This is a genomic window from Rathayibacter sp. AY1F8 (assembly GCF_002932165.1).
Taxonomy (GTDB): Bacteria; Actinomycetota; Actinomycetes; order Actinomycetales; family Microbacteriaceae; genus Rathayibacter.
Genome location: NZ_PSVB01000006.1, coordinates 39,210 through 55,311, shown reverse-complemented (window position 1 = coordinate 55,311; position 16,102 = coordinate 39,210). Strand labels below are relative to the sequence as shown.

Here is a 16,102-nt window from a genome sequence, read left to right as displayed (position 1 = left end):
GCCGACCCGCACGAACCGGCGGCGCTCCCCGGCGCCGCCGCCCGCCTCTCGCGAAGGAGCGAAGGATGAGCACGACCGATCAGGACATCCGCAAGGGACTCGTGGGGGTCGTCGTCGACACGACGGCCGTCTCGAAGGTCGACCCGGCGTCGAACTCGCTGCTCTACCGCGGCTACCCCGTGCAGGAGCTCGCGGCGGGGACCTCGTTCGAGGACGTGGCCTGGCTGCTCTGGCACGGCGAGCTCCCCACTGCGGAGGAGGCGGCCGGGCTGGCCGCCGCGGAGCGGGCCCACCGCGCCCTGGCCCCCGAGGTGCGCACCGTGATCGACCTGCTACCGCTGTCGGCGCACCCGATGGACGTGGTGCGGACGGCGGTGAGCGTCCTGGGCGCGCTCGAGGAGGATCCGGACGCCGACGCTCCCGAGGCCGTGCTGGAGCGCTCCGTGCGGCTCTGGGCGGCACTGCCGGCGATCGTCGCCTACGCTCAGCGCCGCCTGCGCGGCCTCGAGCCGATCGATCCGCGCGACGACCTCGACTACTCCGAGAACTTCCTCTGGACGACCTTCGGCGAGGTGCCGGAGCCGGTCGTCGTCGACGCGTTCCGCGTCTCGCTGGTGCTCTACGCCGAGCACTCCTTCAACGCCTCGACCTTCACGGCCCGCGTCGTGACGTCGACGCTGTCGGACGTCCACTCCGCCGTGACCGCCGCTGTGGGAGCGCTCAAGGGACCGCTCCACGGCGGGGCGAACGAGGCCGTGCTGCACGTGCTCGACGAGGTCGGCACCGGACCGGAGGCGGACCGGCGGTCCCGCGAGTGGCTCGCCGAGGCTCTCGGACAGCGCCGGAAGGTCATGGGGTTCGGCCACCGGGTCTACAAGTCGGGCGACTCGCGGGTGCCGACCATGGACGCCGCTCTCCGGCGGCTCGCCGAGCACGAGGGGGCCGGCGAGATGATGGAGCTGTATGACGCTCTGGCCGCGGCGATGGCCGAGCGGACGGGGATCCTGCCGAACCTCGACTACCCGTCCGGCCCCGCCTACCGGCTGATGGGCTTCGACACCGGGATCTTCACTCCGCTGTTCGTCGCCGCGCGGGTGGTGGGCTGGACGGCCCACGTGATCGAGCAGCGGGGCTCGAACGCGCTCATCCGGCCGCTGTCCGCCTACGACGGGGCGGAGCGCCGCTCGGTCCCGCAGCGCTAGGCGCCGGGAGCGGGGAGAGCCGCCCGGTCCCGCAGCGCCGAGCGCCGGGGGACCGGGCGGCTCGCTGTCAGCCCCGGGTGTCGCGCTCCTGGGCGCGGAGCGCACGCTCCACGCCGGCCAGGTTCTCGATCACGAGTCGGCGCAGCGCCGGGACCTCCGGGTTCGCGTCGAGCCAGGCGCGGGTGGCGTCGACGATCTCCTGCGAGGGCGTGGCGGCCGGGTAGAAGCCGACGACCAGGTACTCGGCGATCTTGTAGCTCTTCGACTCCCAGAGGGTGCGGAGGGCGTCGAAGTAGACCGGGACCATCGCGTCGAGCAGGCGCGGGTCGGCGGCGCGCTGGAAGCCCAGGCCCGTCGAGCGGACGATCGTGTTCGGTGCCGAGTCGTCGGCCGTGACGGAGTCCCACGCCGCGCGCTTGGCCTCCGCGGTCGGCAGTGCGGCACGGGCGTGCGCGGCCGACTGCTGGCCGGTCGCCGTGTTGTCCGAGGCGAGCGCCGCGTCGATGTCGTCCGCACCGGCCCGCCCGCCGGCGACGAGAGCGATCAGCAGCTCCCAGCCGAGGTCGGTGTCGATGTCGAGGCCGCCGAGTGCGGTGGAGCCGTCGAGCAGCGCCTGCACGGCCTCGAGGTGCGCCGGGGTGGACGCGATCGCGGCGAAGAACTTCACGAACTGGAACTGCGCGTCGCTGCCCGGCTCGGCGCTCTGCGCGAGCGTCCACAGCTGATCGCCCGCCTCCTCGACGACCTCGGCCCGGTACTCCGGAGCGACGTACTGGGTGGCGGTGGCGACGAGCTGGTTGAGCACCGTCCGCAGGGTCGTGGACTCGGTCTCGGTCGCGACGTTGCCCAGGACGAGGCGGACGAAGTCGCGCGGCGCCGACTCGGCGTCGCGGGTCGAGTCCCAGACCGAGCCCCAGACCAGCGAGCGGGCCAGGGGGCTGTCGATGCTCGCGAGGTGCTCGACGGCCACGGCGAGCGAGGCGTCGTCGAGGCGGACCTTCGCGTAGGCGAGGTCGTCGTCGTTGAGCAGCACGAGCGCCGGACGGGTGCGGCCGATCAGCTCGGGCACCTCGGTGCGCTCCCCGTCGACGTCCAGCTCGAGGCGGTCGACGCGGACGAGGCGCTCGCCCTCGAAGTCGTACAGGCCGATCGCCAGGCGGTGCGGGCGGATCGTCGGGTACTCCTCGACCGCGGTCTGCAGGATCGCGAAGGACGCGATCGCTCCGCTCTCGTCGACCGCGATCTCGGGGCGGAGCGTGTTCACGCCGGCCGTCTCGAGCCACTGCGCCGACCACTCGGTGAGGTCGCGCCCGCTGGTGGCCTCCAGCTCGACCAGCAGGTCGCGCAGCTCCGTGTTCGAGAAGGCGTGCTTGACGAAGTACTCGTGGACGCCGGCGAGGAACTCCTTCTCGCCGACCCACGCGACGAGCTGCTTGAGCACCGAGGCGCCCTTGGCGTAGGTGATGCCGTCGAAGTTGACCTGGACGTCCTCGAGGTCGTTGATGGTCGCGACGATCGGGTGGGTCGAGGGCAGCTGGTCCTGGCGGTAGGCCCAGCTCTTCTCCATCGCGGCGAAGGTGGTCCACGCCTCGGTCCACTCCGTCGCCTCCGCGGTGGCGAGGGTGGAGGCGTACTCGGCGAACGACTCGTTGAGCCAGAGGTCGTTCCACCACTTCATCGTGACCAGGTCGCCGAACCACATGTGGGCGAGCTCGTGGAGGATCGTGACGACCCGGCGCTCCTTGATCGCGTCCGTCACCTTGGAGCGGAACACGTAGGTCTCGGTGAAGGTCACCGCTCCCGCGTTCTCCATCGCGCCGGCGTTGAACTCGGGGACGAACAGCTGGTCGTACTTCGCGAACGGGTACGGGACGCCGAACTTCTCCTCGTAGAAGGCGAAGCCCTGCTTCGTCTTCTCGAACACGTAGTCGGCGTCGAGGAAGGGCGCGAGCGAGGCCCGGGCGAAGACCCCCAGCGGGATGGTGCGGCCGTCGGAGGAGACGAGCGAGTCGGTCTCGACTACGTAGGGTCCGGCGACGAGGGCCGTGATGTAGGAGGAGATGCGCGGGGTGGGCTCGAAGCTCCAGGTCGCGATCCCCTCGCCCGCCGGGACCGGCTCGGGAGTGGGCTGGTTCGACACGACCTGCCACTGCGCGGGTGCGGTGACGGTGAAGCGGAACTCGGCCTTGAGGTCCGGCTGCTCGAACACCGCGAAGACGCGGCGGGAGTCGGGCACCTCGAACTGCGAGTACAGGTACACCTCGCCGTCGACGGGGTCGACGAAGCGGTGCAGGCCCTCGCCCGTGTTGGTGTAGAGCATGTCGGCGACGACGGTGAGCTCGTTGTCCGCAGCCAGGGCGTCGAGGCGGATCCGGACGCCGTCGGCGACGTCGGCGGGGTCGAGCTCCGCGCCGTTGAGGGTGACGGAGTGGACCGTGCCCGTGACGGCGTCGATGAAGCTCGAGGCGCCCTCGGTGGCGGAGAAGCGCACCGTGGTGGTGCTTAGGAAGGTCTCGGCTCCCCGGGTCAGGTCGAGGGCGATGTCGTAGTCGTGGACCTGGATCAGCGAGGCGCGCTCCTGCGCCTCGCTCCGGGTGAGGTTGTCTCCTGGCACGGGGGTGCTCCATCCGTTCGTCTCGGGCGCTGCCGCGGGCGCCGGGGTGCGGGCGCCGCCGATCCACCCTAGAGCTGCCGGGACCCGCCGTGGAGCCCCGTGGCGCCGATCCTGCGGAGCCGCCGGGGAGCGCGGACGCGGCCCCGGCGAGCGGCGTAGCGTGTCCCCATGACCTCTGTGACCTTCTGGTTCGACCCCTCCTGCCCGTGGGCCTGGATGACCTCGCGATTCGTGGACGAGGTGACCCCCGCGCGCGACCTCGACGTGCAGTGGCACATCATGAGCCTCGCCGTCCTCAACGAGGACAAGGACGTGGACGACTCGTACCGCGCCTTCCTCCCGCGCGCGCTGCGCTACACGCGCCTGGTCGCCGCCGTCGCCGAGCGCGAGGGCCGCGAGCACGTCAAGCCGCTCTACGACGCGCTCGGCACCCGGATCCACCCGGGCGGGCGCACCGACGTCGACGCGGTGATCGCCGAGTCGCTCGCCGAGCTCGGCCTGCCCGCGGAGCTCGCCGCCCACGCCGACTCGGACGAGTACGACGAGCCGATGCGCGCCTCCCACTTCGACGGGATCGAGCGGGTCGGCCAGGACGTCGGCACCCCGGTCATCGCGATCGGCGACGTCGCCTTCTTCGGCCCCGTCATCTCGCCGATCCCGAGGGGCGAGCAGGCGCTGACCCTCTGGGACGGCATCGTCGCCGCCGCCTCCTTCGACGGCTTCTTCGAGCTCAAGCGCTCGCGGACCCGCGACCCGCAGTTCGACTGAGCCGACCCGCGGTACTCTGGCTCCCGGCCCGGGCACCGCGGGTCCCAGACGGCTCTTCCGGAGGAGTTCTCTCGTGCGCATCCACATCGCCACGGACCACGCAGGGCTGGACTTCAGCCGTCACCTGATCGAGCACCTCGGCGCCGCCGGTCATGACGTGATCGACCACGGCCCCACGTCCTACGACCCGCTGGACGACTACCCGTCCTTCTGCATCAACGCCGCCGCCGCGGTCGTCCGCGATCAGGAGGCGGGGGTCGAGGCTCTCGGCGTCGTCTTCGGCGGCTCGGGCAACGGCGAGCAGATCGCGGCGAACAAGGTCGCGGGCGTGCGCGCGGCGCTCGTGTGGAATCTGAGCACCGCCGTGCTGGCCCGCCAGCACAACGACGCGAACGTCATCTCGATCGGGGCCCGCCAGCACTCCGTCGAGGAGGCCACCGGCTTCATCGACGCGTTCGTCGCCGAGCCCTTCACCTTCGAGGAGCGGCACGTGCGCCGCATCGCGCAGCTCGCCGAGTACGAGGCCACCGGCGACATCGCCGGCCGGGTCGTCGACTCCGCCGCGAAGGAGCGCTGAGTGCCCGAGGGGCACTCCGTCCACCGGATCGCCCTGCAGTTCGAGCGCGACGTCGTCGGGCACCGCGTCGCGACCAGCAGCCCCCAGGGTCGCTTCACCGAGGGAGCCGCGCTCCTCGACGGGCGCGAGGTCCTCGAGTCCACGGCCGTCGGCAAGCACCTGCTGCTGCGCTTCGAGGGCGACCTGACGCTGCACGTCCACCTCGGCCTCTACGGTGCGTGGGACTTCCTCGGGCACGTCTCGCCGCTGTTCCCGGACGGCAAGGCGGGCAGCAGCATCGGCGCTCCCCGGCGCCGCCGCGCCGTGCGCCTCTCCGAGACGGAGCACGAGACCGACTCCGATCTCGACGAGTTCCCGCCGCCGCCCGTGGGCGCGGTGCGCGTGCGCATCATGACGGAGGAGACGGTCGCCGACCTGCGCGGCCCCACCGCCTGCGAGGTGATGGATCCCGCCCAGGTGGAGGCCCTCCTCGCCCGCCTCGGTCCGGATCCGGCCGACGACGACTCCGACGAGGCGCGCGACCGCTTCGTGAACCGGCTCCGCAGGACGGCGACGCCGGTCGGGCTGGTGCTGATGGACCAGTCCGTGGTCAGTGGCATCGGCAACATCTACCGCGCGGAGCTGCTCTACCGCGCCGGCCTCGACCCGCACACTCCCGGCAAGCAGGTGCCGCTGGAGCTCGCACAGGAGCTGTGGCGGGACTGGGCGGACCTGCTCGAGGACGGCATCCGGACCGGGATGATGATCACGCGCCGCGGCCTGACGAAGACCGAGCGCTCGAAAGCCGTCCGCAGCCGCGCCGAGCGCAACTACGTCTACAAGCGCGAGGGCTTGCCCTGCCGCGTCTGCGGCACGAACGTGCTGCTCGAGGAGATCGGCGCGCGCAAGCTCTACTGGTGCCCGGTGTGCCAGTCGTGAGCGCGGGTGGAGAGCGGTCGGCCCGGTCGCGCACCCGCCGAGCCGTCCGCCCCGCGCTCCGCGAGGCCGCCCGATGACCGGCGGTCTCCTGCTCCGGGGCGCCCGCCTCCTCGGCTCGTCCCGACCCGGTGCCGTGCTCCTGCGCGACGGCCGCGTGGAAGCGGTCGGACCGGACGCCGCCGCCGCCCCGGGCGACGAGGTGCGCGACCTCGACGGGCGCTGGGTGCTCCCCGGCCTCTGGGACGAGCACGTCCACTTCTCCCAGTGGGCGATGACGGCACCGCGCCTGGACGTCTCGTCAGCCGACTCGGCCCGCGGAACGGCGGACGCGGTCCGACGTCGCCTGGCGGAGGAGCCCGGTACCGGCACGCTGATCGGCTTCGGCTTCCGCGACGGCCTCTGGCCGGAGCCGCCCACGACCGCGCTCCTGGACGAGGTCTCTCCGGAACGGCCCGTCGTGCTGATCAGCGGCGACCTCCACTGCGCCTGGCTGAACTCCGCCGCGTACCGGCGCTACGCCGTCGCTCCCGAGCCCGAGCTGCTGCGCGAGGACGCCTGCTTCGAGCTCGTCACCGCACTCGGCGCCCTCGGCGACGACGAGCTCGACGCACTCGCCGACGCTGCGGCGCGGCGGGCTGCGGCTCGCGGGGTGGTCGGCGTCGTCGACCTCGAGATGCGCTGGAATGTGGGGGACTGGCCCCGTCGCGTCGCTGGCGGAGCACGCTCCCTCCGCGTCGACACCGGCGTCTACCGCGACCACCTCGACCGCGCCCTCGCGGAGGGACTGCGCACGGGCGACGAACTCGACGGCGGTGACGGCCTGCTGCGGATGGGCCCGCTCAAGGTCCTGATCGACGGCTCCCTCAACACGAGGACCGCCTACTGCGCCCACCCCTACGCCGACCACGACGGCAACGGCGTCCTCACCGTGGAGCCCGCCGAGCTGGACGAGCTGCTCGCCCGCGCGGCCGCCGGGGGCATCCGCTCCACCGTGCACGCGATCGGAGACGCCGCGGCGACGCTGGCTCTGGACGCGCTCGGCCGGGTCGGCGGGGGCCGGATCGAGCACGCTCAGCTGCTCGCGGAGACCGACCTTCCGCGGTTCGCCGCGCTCGGCGTGGAGGCCGGAGTGCAGCCCGCGCACGCGCTCGACGACCGCGAGGTGGCGGAGCGGTACTGGCCGGGACGCACCGGCCGGGCGTTCCCGCTGCGCTCGCTGCTCGACTCCGGGGCCCGCGTGGTGCTCGGCTCGGACGCTCCGGTCGCTCCGCTCGACCCGTGGGTCGCGATCTCGGCCGCGGTCGCGCGGGCGCTGCCGGGCGACGAGCCCTGGCATCCGGAGCAGCGGGTGAGCGTCGAGGAGGCGATCGTCGCCTCGACCCGGGTGCGCCGGCTCACGCCCGCGGCCGGCGATCCCGCCGATCTGGTGGTGGTCGACCGCGATCCGCTCGCCGCCGATGCAGGAGCCCTCCGATCCATGCCGGTCGCCGCGACCCTCCTGGCGGGCCGCTTCACGCACGGCGGCTGACCCGCGCCCGTCGCGACTCCGGCTGCTCCGGATCGCGCGGACGGGCCGGGGAACGACGACGGCCCGCGGGATCCGAGGATCCGCGGGCCGGTCGAGGCGTGGTGCTCAGCTCTCGCTGACGTGGGCGAAGAGGAACCAGCGGTCCTTCTCGAGGCCGCGGCCGATCTCGATCGCGACGTCCTGGCTGCTCGCGTCGATCTCGGCGAGCTCGGCGATCGCCGTGTTGACGGTCGCGATGGCGACGTCCATCTGGCGGATGATCTCGACGATCGCGTTCTCGGAGCGCTGGAAGCCGGGGGTGAGGGGTTCGGACTGCGTCGCCGAGGCGACGGTCTGGATGCGGGCGTCGACCGGGAGGCCGAGGGCGACGACGCGCTCCGCGGCGAGGTCGGCCCACTCGATGGCGCGGCCGACGATCGCGTCGAGCAGCTCGTGGACGCCGATGAAGTTGGCGCCGCGGACGTGCCAGTGCGCCTGCTTGCCGTTGACGGCGAGCGCGGTCATCTCGACGACGACGGGGCTGAGGAACTGGGCGACTCCGGATGCGACATCCGGGTTCGACGAGGTGAGCGACGTGACAGACGTGGTGGACATCGTCTGGTCCTTTCGAGAGGGGGTGACTGATCGTCAACAGTACGCAGATCCCCCGGCGCCGCAAGGAAGCGCAGGCTCGGCTCAGTCCGGTGAAGGACAGGCTCACCTCTGTCGCGGAGGGGCGTCACGGGGGCTTCCCCCCGGGTGCCCGGAGCCGTGCCGCCGGTACGCTCGACCGGGTCGCGGCGGCGGCGGGAGCGGACAGGAGGCGCGGATGAGCGGAGCATCGACGGCCCTCGGCGAGGCCTCGCGCGCCTACCTCCGGCTCTGGCGCGGACTGCCCCGGGAGGTGCTCGCGCTGGTGGCCGCGATCCCGGTCGCGCTCCTCGGCGCCTTCTGCGCCGGCGTCGCGCTGGCCGTCGCGCTCGGGCTCGTCGGAGTCCTGATCGGCCTGGTGTTCCTGCCCGCCGCCCTCTACACGGCGCGCTTCTTCTCGCGGGCCGCCGTCGGCCTCGACGTGCTGGCCGGACGGCCCGCCGTCCCCCGGCCGCAGTGGCGGCGACCGCCCTCCGCCGTCACTCCCTCGACCTTCGCCCTCTACGGTCCGGTGATCGACGGGCACTACTGGCTCGCTCTCCTGCACACGCTCGTCGTGGCTCCGGTGCTCGCGCTGCTGTCCGGACTGCTCCTCGCGCTGTGGACCTGGGCGGGCCCGGGCACGGTGGCCGCCGCGCTCACGGGGGCCCCCGGTCCGGCCCGCCTGCTGGCCGAGAGCGGAGCAGCTCTGCTGGGCGCCCCGCAGCCTCCGGCGGGACTGGTCGCCGCGGCGACGGTCGCCACGACCGTCCTCTTCGTCTCGACCCTGCCGTTCGCCACCCGCGGCCTCTCCCTCCTGCACTGGCTGGTCGACCGTCTCCTGCTCGGCCCGTGGGAGTCGGAGGCGCTCCAGCGCGAGGTCGCCGAGCTGAGCGCCTCCCGCGGCGCAGCCGTCGCCGCCGAGGACCGCGCGCTGCGCCGGCTCGAGCGCGACATCCACGACGGCCCGCAGCAGCGCCTGATCCGGGTCCAGATGGACCTGGCCTCGGCCCGCAACCGACTCGCCGCCGACCCGGAGTCCGCCGCCCGCCTGGTCGACGAGGCTCGCGAGCACGTGCGCGCCGCGCTCGACGAGCTGCGCGCCCTCTCCCGCGGAGTGGCGCCGCCGATCCTGCAGGACCGGGGCTTCGAGGCGGCGGTGCACTCGCTCGCCGAGCTCAGCCCGGTGCCGGTCGAGGTCCTCACCGAGCACCCCGTGGCGGACGTCCCGCCCGAGGTCGAGCGCAGCGTCTACTTCGTCGTCGCCGAGCTGCTCGCCAACGCCTCCAAGCACTCCCGTGCCCGATCGGTGCGGGTGCACCTCGACACCCGCGACTCCGGCACTCCGGGGGAGCGCTGGCTCGACGCCTGGGTGGTGGACGACGGAGTCGGCGGGGCGTCGCCGGTCGCCGGTCACGGTCTCGAGGGGGTCGGCGGGCGCGTCCGGGGCCTGCGCGGGATCCTGAGCGTGGAGTCGCCGGTCGGCGGGCCGACCACGGTCGGGGTGCACGTCCCCTACCGCCCGGCCGCCCTATCCTGAGGGCGTGCCCGTGATCCGCGTCGCCATCGCCGAGGACTCGGTCCTCCTGCGCGAGGGCCTGGTCCGCCTCTTCGAGGACGCGGGGTTCGCCTCCGTCGGCGCCTTCGGGGACGCGGACGCCCTGCTCGCCGATCTGGCGCGGGACCCGGCCGGGGTCGACGTCGCCGTGCTCGACGTCCGGATGCCGCCGACCTTCCGCGACGAGGGCGTCCGCGCGGCGCTGGAGATCCGCCGGCGCTACCCGCAGGTGTCGGTCCTGCTGCTCAGCCAGTACGTCGAGGTCACCTACGCGCAGGAGCTGCTCGGCTCCGGCGACGGCGGACTCGGCTACCTCTTGAAGGACCGGGTCGCCTCCGTGGAGGAGCTGCGCGACGCCGTCGAGCGCGTCGCAGCGGGCGGAACCGTCCTCGACCCGCAGGTCGTCGCCTCGCTCCTGCAGCGCAACCGCGACCCGCTCGCCTCGCTGACCCCGCGGGAGCGGGAGGTGCTGGAGCAGATGGCCCAGGGGCGCACGAACGCGGGCATCGCCTCCGCTCTCTTCGTCGGCGTGGGCGCCGTGGAGAAGAACGTGACCGCGATCTTCCAGAAGCTCGGGCTCGAGGACTCGGGCTCCGACCACCGGCGGGTGCTGGCGGTCCTCGCCTTCCTGCGCGCCGGGCGCTGACCACCGGAGAAGAGGAGAACCCGATGCCGTCGAGTCCTGCGGAGGGCGCCCGCGTCCTCGCCCTGACCGGGGGACGCGCCCCGGAGATCGCCGACACCGCGTGGGTCGCTCCGGGCGCCACCGTGATCGGCTCCGTGCGCCTGGGGGAGCGGGCGAGCGTCTGGTACGGCGCCGTCCTGCGCGCCGAGCACGCGCGGATCGAGCTCGGCGCCGGCAGCAACCTCCAGGACGGCGTCGTCGTCCACGTCGACGCCGACTACGACGCGGTCATCGGCGCCGGAGTCTCGGTCGGGCACAACGCCGTGCTGCACGGCTGCACCCTCGAGGACGACGTGCTGGTCGGCATGAGCGCGACCGTCCTGAACGGGGCCGTCGTCGGCACCGGCTCGCTGATCGCCGCGGGCGCCGTCGTCCTCGAGGGGACGGTCGTCCCGCCGGGCTCGCTGGTGGCGGGCGTCCCCGGGAGGGTCCGGCGGGAGCTGACGGAGGAGGAGCGCGAGGGCATCCGCCGGAACGCCGCCTCGTACCTCGCCCTGACGGAGGAGCACCGCGGCGCGGTCGGCTGAGCACGCCCGGAACGACGAAGAGCCCCGGACATCCGGGGCTCTTCGAGAGGAGAGGGGCTGACGAGAATCGAACTCGCATCATCTGTTTGGAAGACAGAGGCTTTACCACTAAGCTACAGCCCCGAATCGCTGGTCTGACGACCGCGAACCGGTGCGACCGGGTCTCTCGACCGGGCACCAGGACAGCGTAGTACATCGCGCGAGCACCGTGGACACCCCGGTCGTCCTCCGCCGCGCGGTTCCGGTCGCCGCTGCCGCGGTGCAGTACACTTGCGAAGGCCATTTCGGCGTGTCGCGCAAGCGCACGTGCGGGGACGGCTCGACGAGAGTCTCACGCACGGTGCCCAGGCCCGCGCATCCGGGGCGTAGCTCAGCTTGGCTAGAGCGCCCGCTTTGGGAGCGGGAGGTCGCAGGTTCGAATCCTGTCGCCCCGACCACGAGTACTCATCGTGACGACATCGACCCGTGACGACCGTCATCCGGCGCCGACACCAACCAGCACAGGAGATCCCCTCACGTGAAGACCACGGTAGAACAGCTGAGCCCGACCCGCGTGAAGCTCGCGATTTCGGTCACCCCGGACGAGCTCGGCCCCAGCATCACGCACGCCTACGGCCACATCGCCGAGCAGATCAACGTCCCCGGCTTCCGCAAGGGCAAGGTCCCGCCCGCCATCGTCGACCAGCGCGTCGGCAAGGCCGCGGTGCTCGAGCACGCGGTCAACGAGGGCCTCGACGGCTTCTACCGCGAGGCCGTCCGCGAGACCGAGGTCCGCCCCCTGGGCCGCCCGCAGGCCGACATCGTCGCCTGGCCGAGCGACAAGGACTTCACCGGCGACCTCGAGCTCGCCATCGAGGTCGACGTGCGCCCCGAGATCACCGTCCCGGACTACGACGGCATCGAGCTCACCGTCGAGGCGGCCGAGGTCACCGACGCCGACGTCGACGCCGAGCTGGACAAGCTCCGCAGCCGCTTCGGCACCCTGGTCACCGTGGACCGCCCGGCGAAGACCGGCGACTTCGCGCAGATCGACCTGGTCGCCTCCATCGACGGCGTCGAGGTCGACACCGCCAACGCCATCTCGTACGAGCTCGGCTCGGGCGAGCTGATCGAGGGCATCGACGAGGCGCTCGACTCGCTCACCGCGGGCGAGAGCACCACGTTCACCGCTCCGCTGCTCGGCGGCGACCACGCCGGCGAGCAGGCCGAGATCGCCGTCGCGCTCACCGCCGTCAAGGAGCGCGAGCTCCCCGAGGCCGACGACGACTTCGCGCAGATCGCCAGCGAGTTCGACACCATCGCCGAGCTGCGCGAGTCGCTCAAGGAGCAGGCCGCTCAGCAGAAGACCTTCGGCCAGGGCGGCGAGGCCCGCGAGAAGCTCGTCGAGGCGCTGCTCGCCCTCGTCGAGGTCCCCGTGCCCGCCGGTCTCGTCGAGGACGAGGTGCACCGCCACCTCGAGGGCGAGAACCGCCTCGAGGACGACGAGCACCGCGCCGAGGTCAAGGAGGCCAGCGAGAAGACCTTCAAGACGCAGATCCTCCTCGACCACGTCGTCGAGCAGGAGAAGGTCCAGGTCAGCCAGGACGAGCTCACGCAGTACCTCATCCAGGGTGCGGCGCAGTACGGCATGGAGCCGAACGAGTTCATCAAGATCCTGTCCGAGAACAACCAGATCGGCCAGATGGTCGGCGAGGTCGCCCGCAACAAGGCGCTCGCGATCGTCCTCGGCAAGGCGAAGGTCACCGACACCGAGGGCAACGCCGTCGACCTGACCGCGTTCACCGCGGTCCCCGGTGACGACGAGGCCGTCGAGGCCTCCGACGAGGCCGTCGCCTCGGACGAGACCGAGGTCGCGGAGGAGGCTCAGGCCGACGCCGACGCCGACGCCGAGGTCCCCGCCGAGCACGTCGCCGAGGAGCCCGCCGCCGAGGAGGAGCCCGCCCCGGCCCCCAAGAAGAAGCGCGCGCCGGCCAAGAAGAAGGCCGCCGCTCCCGCCGAGGAGACCCCGGCCGCGGAGTAGTCGCCGCGAGCACGTCAGGAGCCGCCCCCCGATCCGTCGGAGGGCGGCTCCTCTCGTTTGGGGGGCTCCGGTCCGCCCCGGGCGAACACGGGCGACTCCCGCTCCGCCCCGGGCGAACACGGCCGGATCGGCCTGGCGGCGTCCGATAGATTCGCTCCGAAGCGACAACTGAAACGGAGCAATACATGGCCGACATGGTTATGCCCAACAGTGTTTTCGACCGCCTGCTCAAGGACCGGATCATCTGGCTCGGTTCCGAGGTGCGCGACGAGAACGCGAACGAGATCGCCGCGAAGCTCCTGCTCCTGGCAGCCGAGGACTCCGAGCGGGACATCTACCTCTACATCAACTCGCCCGGCGGCTCCATCACCGCGGGCATGGCGATCTACGACACGATGCAGTTCGTCCCGAACGACATCGTGACCGTGGGCATCGGGATGGCGGCCTCCATGGGCCAGCTGCTCCTCACCGCCGGAACCCAGGGCAAGCGCTACATCACCCCGAACGCGCGGGTGCTCCTCCACCAGCCGCACGGCGGCTTCGGCGGCACGGCCTCCGACATCCAGACCCAGGCGCAGCTCATCCTCGACATGAAGAAGCGCCTCGCCGAGATCACCGCCAAGGCGACCGGCAAGACCGTCGAGCAGGTCAACGAGGACGGTGACCGCGACCGCTGGTTCAGCGCCGAGGAGGCCCTCGCCTACGGCTTCGTGGACCACATCCGCTCGTCGGCGACCGACGTGGCCGGCGGTGGCGGAACCGCCATCGACGAGTAGTCCAGCGAACGCGCCGAGAGATCAGGAACAGACAATGACCACACCCACCTTCGGCGGAACGGCGTTCGGCTCCGGAGCCGCACCGTCCTCGCGCTACATCCTCCCCACGTTCGAGGAGCGCACGGCCTACGGCTACAAGCGCCAGGACCCGTACGCCAAGCTCTTCGAGGACCGCATCATCTTCCTCGGAGTCCAGGTCGACGACGCCTCCGCGGACGACATCATGGCCCAGCTCCTCGTGCTCGAGAGCCAGGACCCGGACCGCGACATCGTCATGTACATCAACTCGCCCGGTGGCTCCTTCACCGCGATGACGGCGATCTACGACACGATGCAGTACATCCGCCCGCACATCCAGACGGTCGTGCTCGGCCAGGCCGCCTCGGCCGCCGCCGTGCTCACCGCCGCGGGAACGCCCGGCAAGCGCCTCGCGCTGCCGAACGCGCGCATCCTCATCCACCAGCCCGCCGTGCAGCAGGGCGGGGGCCAGGCCTCGGACATCGAGATCCAGGCCGCCGAGATCATGCGCATGCGCGAGTGGCTCGAGGAGACGCTGTCGCACCACTCGAACCGCTCGATCGAGCAGGTCAAGAAGGACATCGACCGCGACAAGATCCTCGGCGCGAGCGACGCGCTCGAGTACGGGCTGATCGACCAGGTGCTCACCAGCCGCAAGAGCCTCCCGGCTCTCACGGCGTAGGGCGTCCAGGAGGGGCCGGGTGGCGGAGCGATCCGCCGCCCGGCCCCTCTCTGCGTCCTCCGTCGCCGTAGCAAAGCGCCACACGAGGCGCAAGGCACGGCGAATCCGGCCCGCCTGCCGAGCCCTCGCGGCTCAGCGGCTAGGCTCGGAGCAGTGTCAGGGGGCTCGTCCCGCTCGCACCGGCCGGAGCTCCGGGCTCCGTTGCACGACCGACCGACGCACGACAGACGCACGACAGACGCACGACAAGGAAGTGGGGCATCCCCGTGGCACGTATTGGCGAAAGCGCCGACCTGCTGAAGTGCTCCTTCTGCGGCAAGAGCCAGAAGCAGGTCCAGCAGCTCATCGCGGGACCGGGCGTCTACATCTGCGACGAGTGCGTCGAGCTCTGCAACGAGATCATCGAGGAGCGCCTCTCCGAGTCGAGCGAGGAGACGAGCCACGAGTTCGACCTCCCGAAGCCGAAGGAGATCTTCGGCTTCCTCGAGGAGTACGTGATCGGGCAGGAGCAGGCCAAGAAGGCCCTCGCCGTCGCCGTGTACAACCACTACAAGCGCGTGCGGGCCCGCAACACCATCACCGCCGCCGACGCGATCCACGACGAGGTCGAGATCGCCAAGAGCAACATCCTGCTCATCGGCCCCACGGGCTGCGGGAAGACCTACCTCGCCCAGACCCTCGCGAAGCGCCTCAACGTGCCCTTCGCCGTCGCGGACGCCACGGCCCTCACCGAGGCGGGCTACGTCGGCGAGGACGTCGAGAACATCCTCCTCAAGCTCATCCAGGCCGCCGACTACGACGTCAAGCGTGCCGAGACCGGCATCATCTACATCGACGAGGTCGACAAGATCGCGCGGAAGGCCGAGAACCCCTCGATCACGCGCGACGTCTCGGGCGAGGGAGTGCAGCAGGCGCTGCTCAAGATCCTCGAGGGCACCGTCGCCTCCGTGCCCCCGCAGGGCGGGCGGAAGCACCCGCACCAGGAGTTCATCCAGATCGACACGACGAACGTCCTCTTCATCGTCGCCGGCGCCTTCGCCGGACTCGAGGACATCATCTCGTCGCGGGCGGGCAAGCGCGGCATCGGCTTCGGCGCCCCGCTGCACAACAAGGAAGACGAGATCAACATCTTCAGCGAGGTCCTCCCGGAGGACCTGCACAAGTTCGGGCTGATCCCCGAGTTCATCGGGCGCCTCCCCGTCGTCACGACGGTCACGCAGCTCGACCAGGACGCGCTCATGCAGATCCTCACCGAGCCGCGCAACGCGCTCGTGAAGCAGTACCAGCGGATGTTCGAGATCGACGGCGTCGAGCTCGAGTTCGACCGGGGCGCTCTCGAGGCCATCGCGGACCTGGCGGTCCTCCGCCAGACCGGAGCTCGCGGACTGCGCGCCATCCTCGAGGAGGTGCTCGGCCCGATCATGTTCGAGGTGCCCTCCTCGGACGAGGTGGCGCGCGTCGTCGTCACCCGCGCCGCGGTGCTCGACAACGCGGCCCCGACGATCGTGCCCCACGCTCCCCGTCGCCAGGAGAAGAGCGCCTAGTCGCTCCCCGCCCCGCTCTGCCAGTTCACCGCGATTGGCCCGGCGGATCGTCGGGCGAGGCGCTCCCGCTTCCCTA

General features: G+C 71.9%; 14 protein-coding genes and 2 tRNA genes. 13 read left to right on the top strand and 3 right to left on the bottom strand.

Annotated features, from left to right (window positions below):
- The first annotated feature begins 65 nt into the window (after positions 1-65).
- The gene (locus C5C35_RS06805) at positions 66-1,202 is read left to right on the top strand and encodes a bifunctional 2-methylcitrate synthase/citrate synthase (protein ID WP_104262813.1); all 1,137 of its coding nucleotides are present in this window, start codon (positions 66-68) and stop codon (positions 1,200-1,202) included.
- Between the two features lie 67 nt (positions 1,203-1,269).
- Here the strand turns inward: C5C35_RS06805 and pepN are convergent, their stop codons facing one another.
- Positions 1,270-3,816, bottom strand: coding sequence for an aminopeptidase N (gene pepN, locus C5C35_RS06800; RefSeq protein ID WP_104262812.1), 2,547 nt, complete (start codon positions 3,814-3,816; stop codon positions 1,270-1,272).
- Positions 3,817-3,984: 168 nt separating this feature from the next.
- Between pepN and C5C35_RS06795 the strand changes: the two genes are divergently transcribed.
- From C5C35_RS06795 to C5C35_RS06780, 4 genes are all read left to right on the top strand, one after another.
- On the top strand, positions 3,985-4,584 hold the full coding sequence (locus tag C5C35_RS06795) for a disulfide bond formation protein DsbA (protein ID WP_104262811.1): 600 nt from the start codon (positions 3,985-3,987) through the stop codon (positions 4,582-4,584).
- Positions 4,585-4,657: 73 nt separating this feature from the next.
- A complete protein-coding gene (locus C5C35_RS06790) occupies positions 4,658-5,161 on the top strand; it encodes a ribose-5-phosphate isomerase (protein ID WP_104223700.1) in 504 nt (167 codons plus the stop codon).
- The gene (locus C5C35_RS06785) at positions 5,162-6,079 is read left to right on the top strand and encodes an Fpg/Nei family DNA glycosylase (RefSeq protein ID WP_104262810.1); all 918 of its coding nucleotides are present in this window, start codon (positions 5,162-5,164) and stop codon (positions 6,077-6,079) included.
- Between the two features lie 73 nt (positions 6,080-6,152).
- On the top strand, positions 6,153-7,607 hold the full coding sequence (locus C5C35_RS06780) for an amidohydrolase (RefSeq protein ID WP_104226732.1): 1,455 nt from the start codon (positions 6,153-6,155) through the stop codon (positions 7,605-7,607).
- A 105-nt stretch (positions 7,608-7,712) separates the two neighbouring features.
- Here C5C35_RS06780 and C5C35_RS06775 read toward each other — a convergent pair whose 3' ends face one another.
- Entirely contained in the window at positions 7,713-8,201 is a 489-nt protein-coding gene (locus C5C35_RS06775; protein WP_104226731.1) for a Dps family protein, read from the bottom strand.
- A 214-nt stretch (positions 8,202-8,415) separates the two neighbouring features.
- Between C5C35_RS06775 and C5C35_RS06770 the strand changes: the two genes are divergently transcribed.
- Genes C5C35_RS06770 through C5C35_RS06760 form a run of 3 tightly spaced genes read left to right on the top strand, consistent with a single transcriptional unit; the run spans position 8,416 to position 10,986 of the window.
- Entirely contained in the window at positions 8,416-9,756 is a 1,341-nt protein-coding gene (locus C5C35_RS06770) for a histidine kinase (protein WP_104247298.1), read from the top strand.
- A 4-nt stretch (positions 9,757-9,760) separates the two neighbouring features.
- Complete coding sequence (locus C5C35_RS06765) at positions 9,761-10,420, top strand: response regulator transcription factor (RefSeq protein ID WP_104247297.1); 660 nt, start codon at positions 9,761-9,763, stop codon at positions 10,418-10,420.
- A 23-nt stretch (positions 10,421-10,443) separates the two neighbouring features.
- Positions 10,444-10,986: a gamma carbonic anhydrase family protein gene (locus C5C35_RS06760; protein WP_104223695.1), complete on the top strand. Its 543-nt coding sequence runs from the start codon at positions 10,444-10,446 to the stop codon at positions 10,984-10,986.
- Between the two features lie 52 nt (positions 10,987-11,038).
- Here the strand turns inward: C5C35_RS06760 and C5C35_RS06755 are convergent.
- Positions 11,039-11,109, bottom strand: a tRNA-Gly gene (locus C5C35_RS06755).
- Between the two features lie 236 nt (positions 11,110-11,345).
- Between C5C35_RS06755 and C5C35_RS06750 the strand changes: the two genes are divergently transcribed.
- From C5C35_RS06750 to clpX, 5 genes are all read left to right on the top strand, one after another.
- Positions 11,346-11,423 (top strand) — tRNA-Pro (locus C5C35_RS06750).
- A gap of 80 nt (positions 11,424-11,503) precedes the next feature.
- Positions 11,504-13,006: a trigger factor gene (tig, locus tag C5C35_RS06745; protein ID WP_104262809.1), complete on the top strand. Its 1,503-nt coding sequence runs from the start codon at positions 11,504-11,506 to the stop codon at positions 13,004-13,006.
- Positions 13,007-13,191: 185 nt separating this feature from the next.
- Positions 13,192-13,782 (top strand): ATP-dependent Clp protease proteolytic subunit, encoded by a 591-nt coding sequence (locus C5C35_RS06740; protein WP_097165884.1) that lies wholly within the window; start codon positions 13,192-13,194, stop codon positions 13,780-13,782.
- A 34-nt stretch (positions 13,783-13,816) separates the two neighbouring features.
- Positions 13,817-14,482, top strand: a complete 666-nt coding sequence (locus tag C5C35_RS06735; protein ID WP_068253282.1) for an ATP-dependent Clp protease proteolytic subunit — start codon at positions 13,817-13,819, stop codon at positions 14,480-14,482.
- Positions 14,483-14,748: 266 nt separating this feature from the next.
- Positions 14,749-16,026, top strand: a complete 1,278-nt coding sequence (gene clpX, locus C5C35_RS06730) for an ATP-dependent Clp protease ATP-binding subunit ClpX (RefSeq protein WP_104247278.1) — start codon at positions 14,749-14,751, stop codon at positions 16,024-16,026.
- The last annotated feature ends 76 nt before the right edge of the window (positions 16,027-16,102 follow it).

Excerpts from the sequence above, each read along its gene's own strand:
- C5C35_RS06795 (WP_104262811.1), top strand. The coding sequence starts at position 3,985 with ATGACCTCTGTGACCTTCTGGTTCGACCCCTCCTGCCCGTGGGCCTGG.
- C5C35_RS06760 (WP_104223695.1), top strand. The coding sequence starts at position 10,444 with ATGCCGTCGAGTCCTGCGGAGGGCGCCCGCGTCCTCGCCCTGACCGGG.
- C5C35_RS06780 (WP_104226732.1), top strand. The coding sequence starts at position 6,153 with ATGACCGGCGGTCTCCTGCTCCGGGGCGCCCGCCTCCTCGGCTCGTCC.
- C5C35_RS06770 (WP_104247298.1), top strand. The coding sequence starts at position 8,416 with ATGAGCGGAGCATCGACGGCCCTCGGCGAGGCCTCGCGCGCCTACCTC.
- C5C35_RS06775 (WP_104226731.1), bottom strand. The coding sequence starts at position 8,201 with ATGTCCACCACGTCTGTCACGTCGCTCACCTCGTCGAACCCGGATGTC.
- C5C35_RS06740 (WP_097165884.1), top strand. The coding sequence starts at position 13,192 with ATGGCCGACATGGTTATGCCCAACAGTGTTTTCGACCGCCTGCTCAAG.
- C5C35_RS06805 (WP_104262813.1), top strand. The coding sequence starts at position 66 with ATGAGCACGACCGATCAGGACATCCGCAAGGGACTCGTGGGGGTCGTC.
- C5C35_RS06735 (WP_068253282.1), top strand. The coding sequence starts at position 13,817 with ATGACCACACCCACCTTCGGCGGAACGGCGTTCGGCTCCGGAGCCGCA.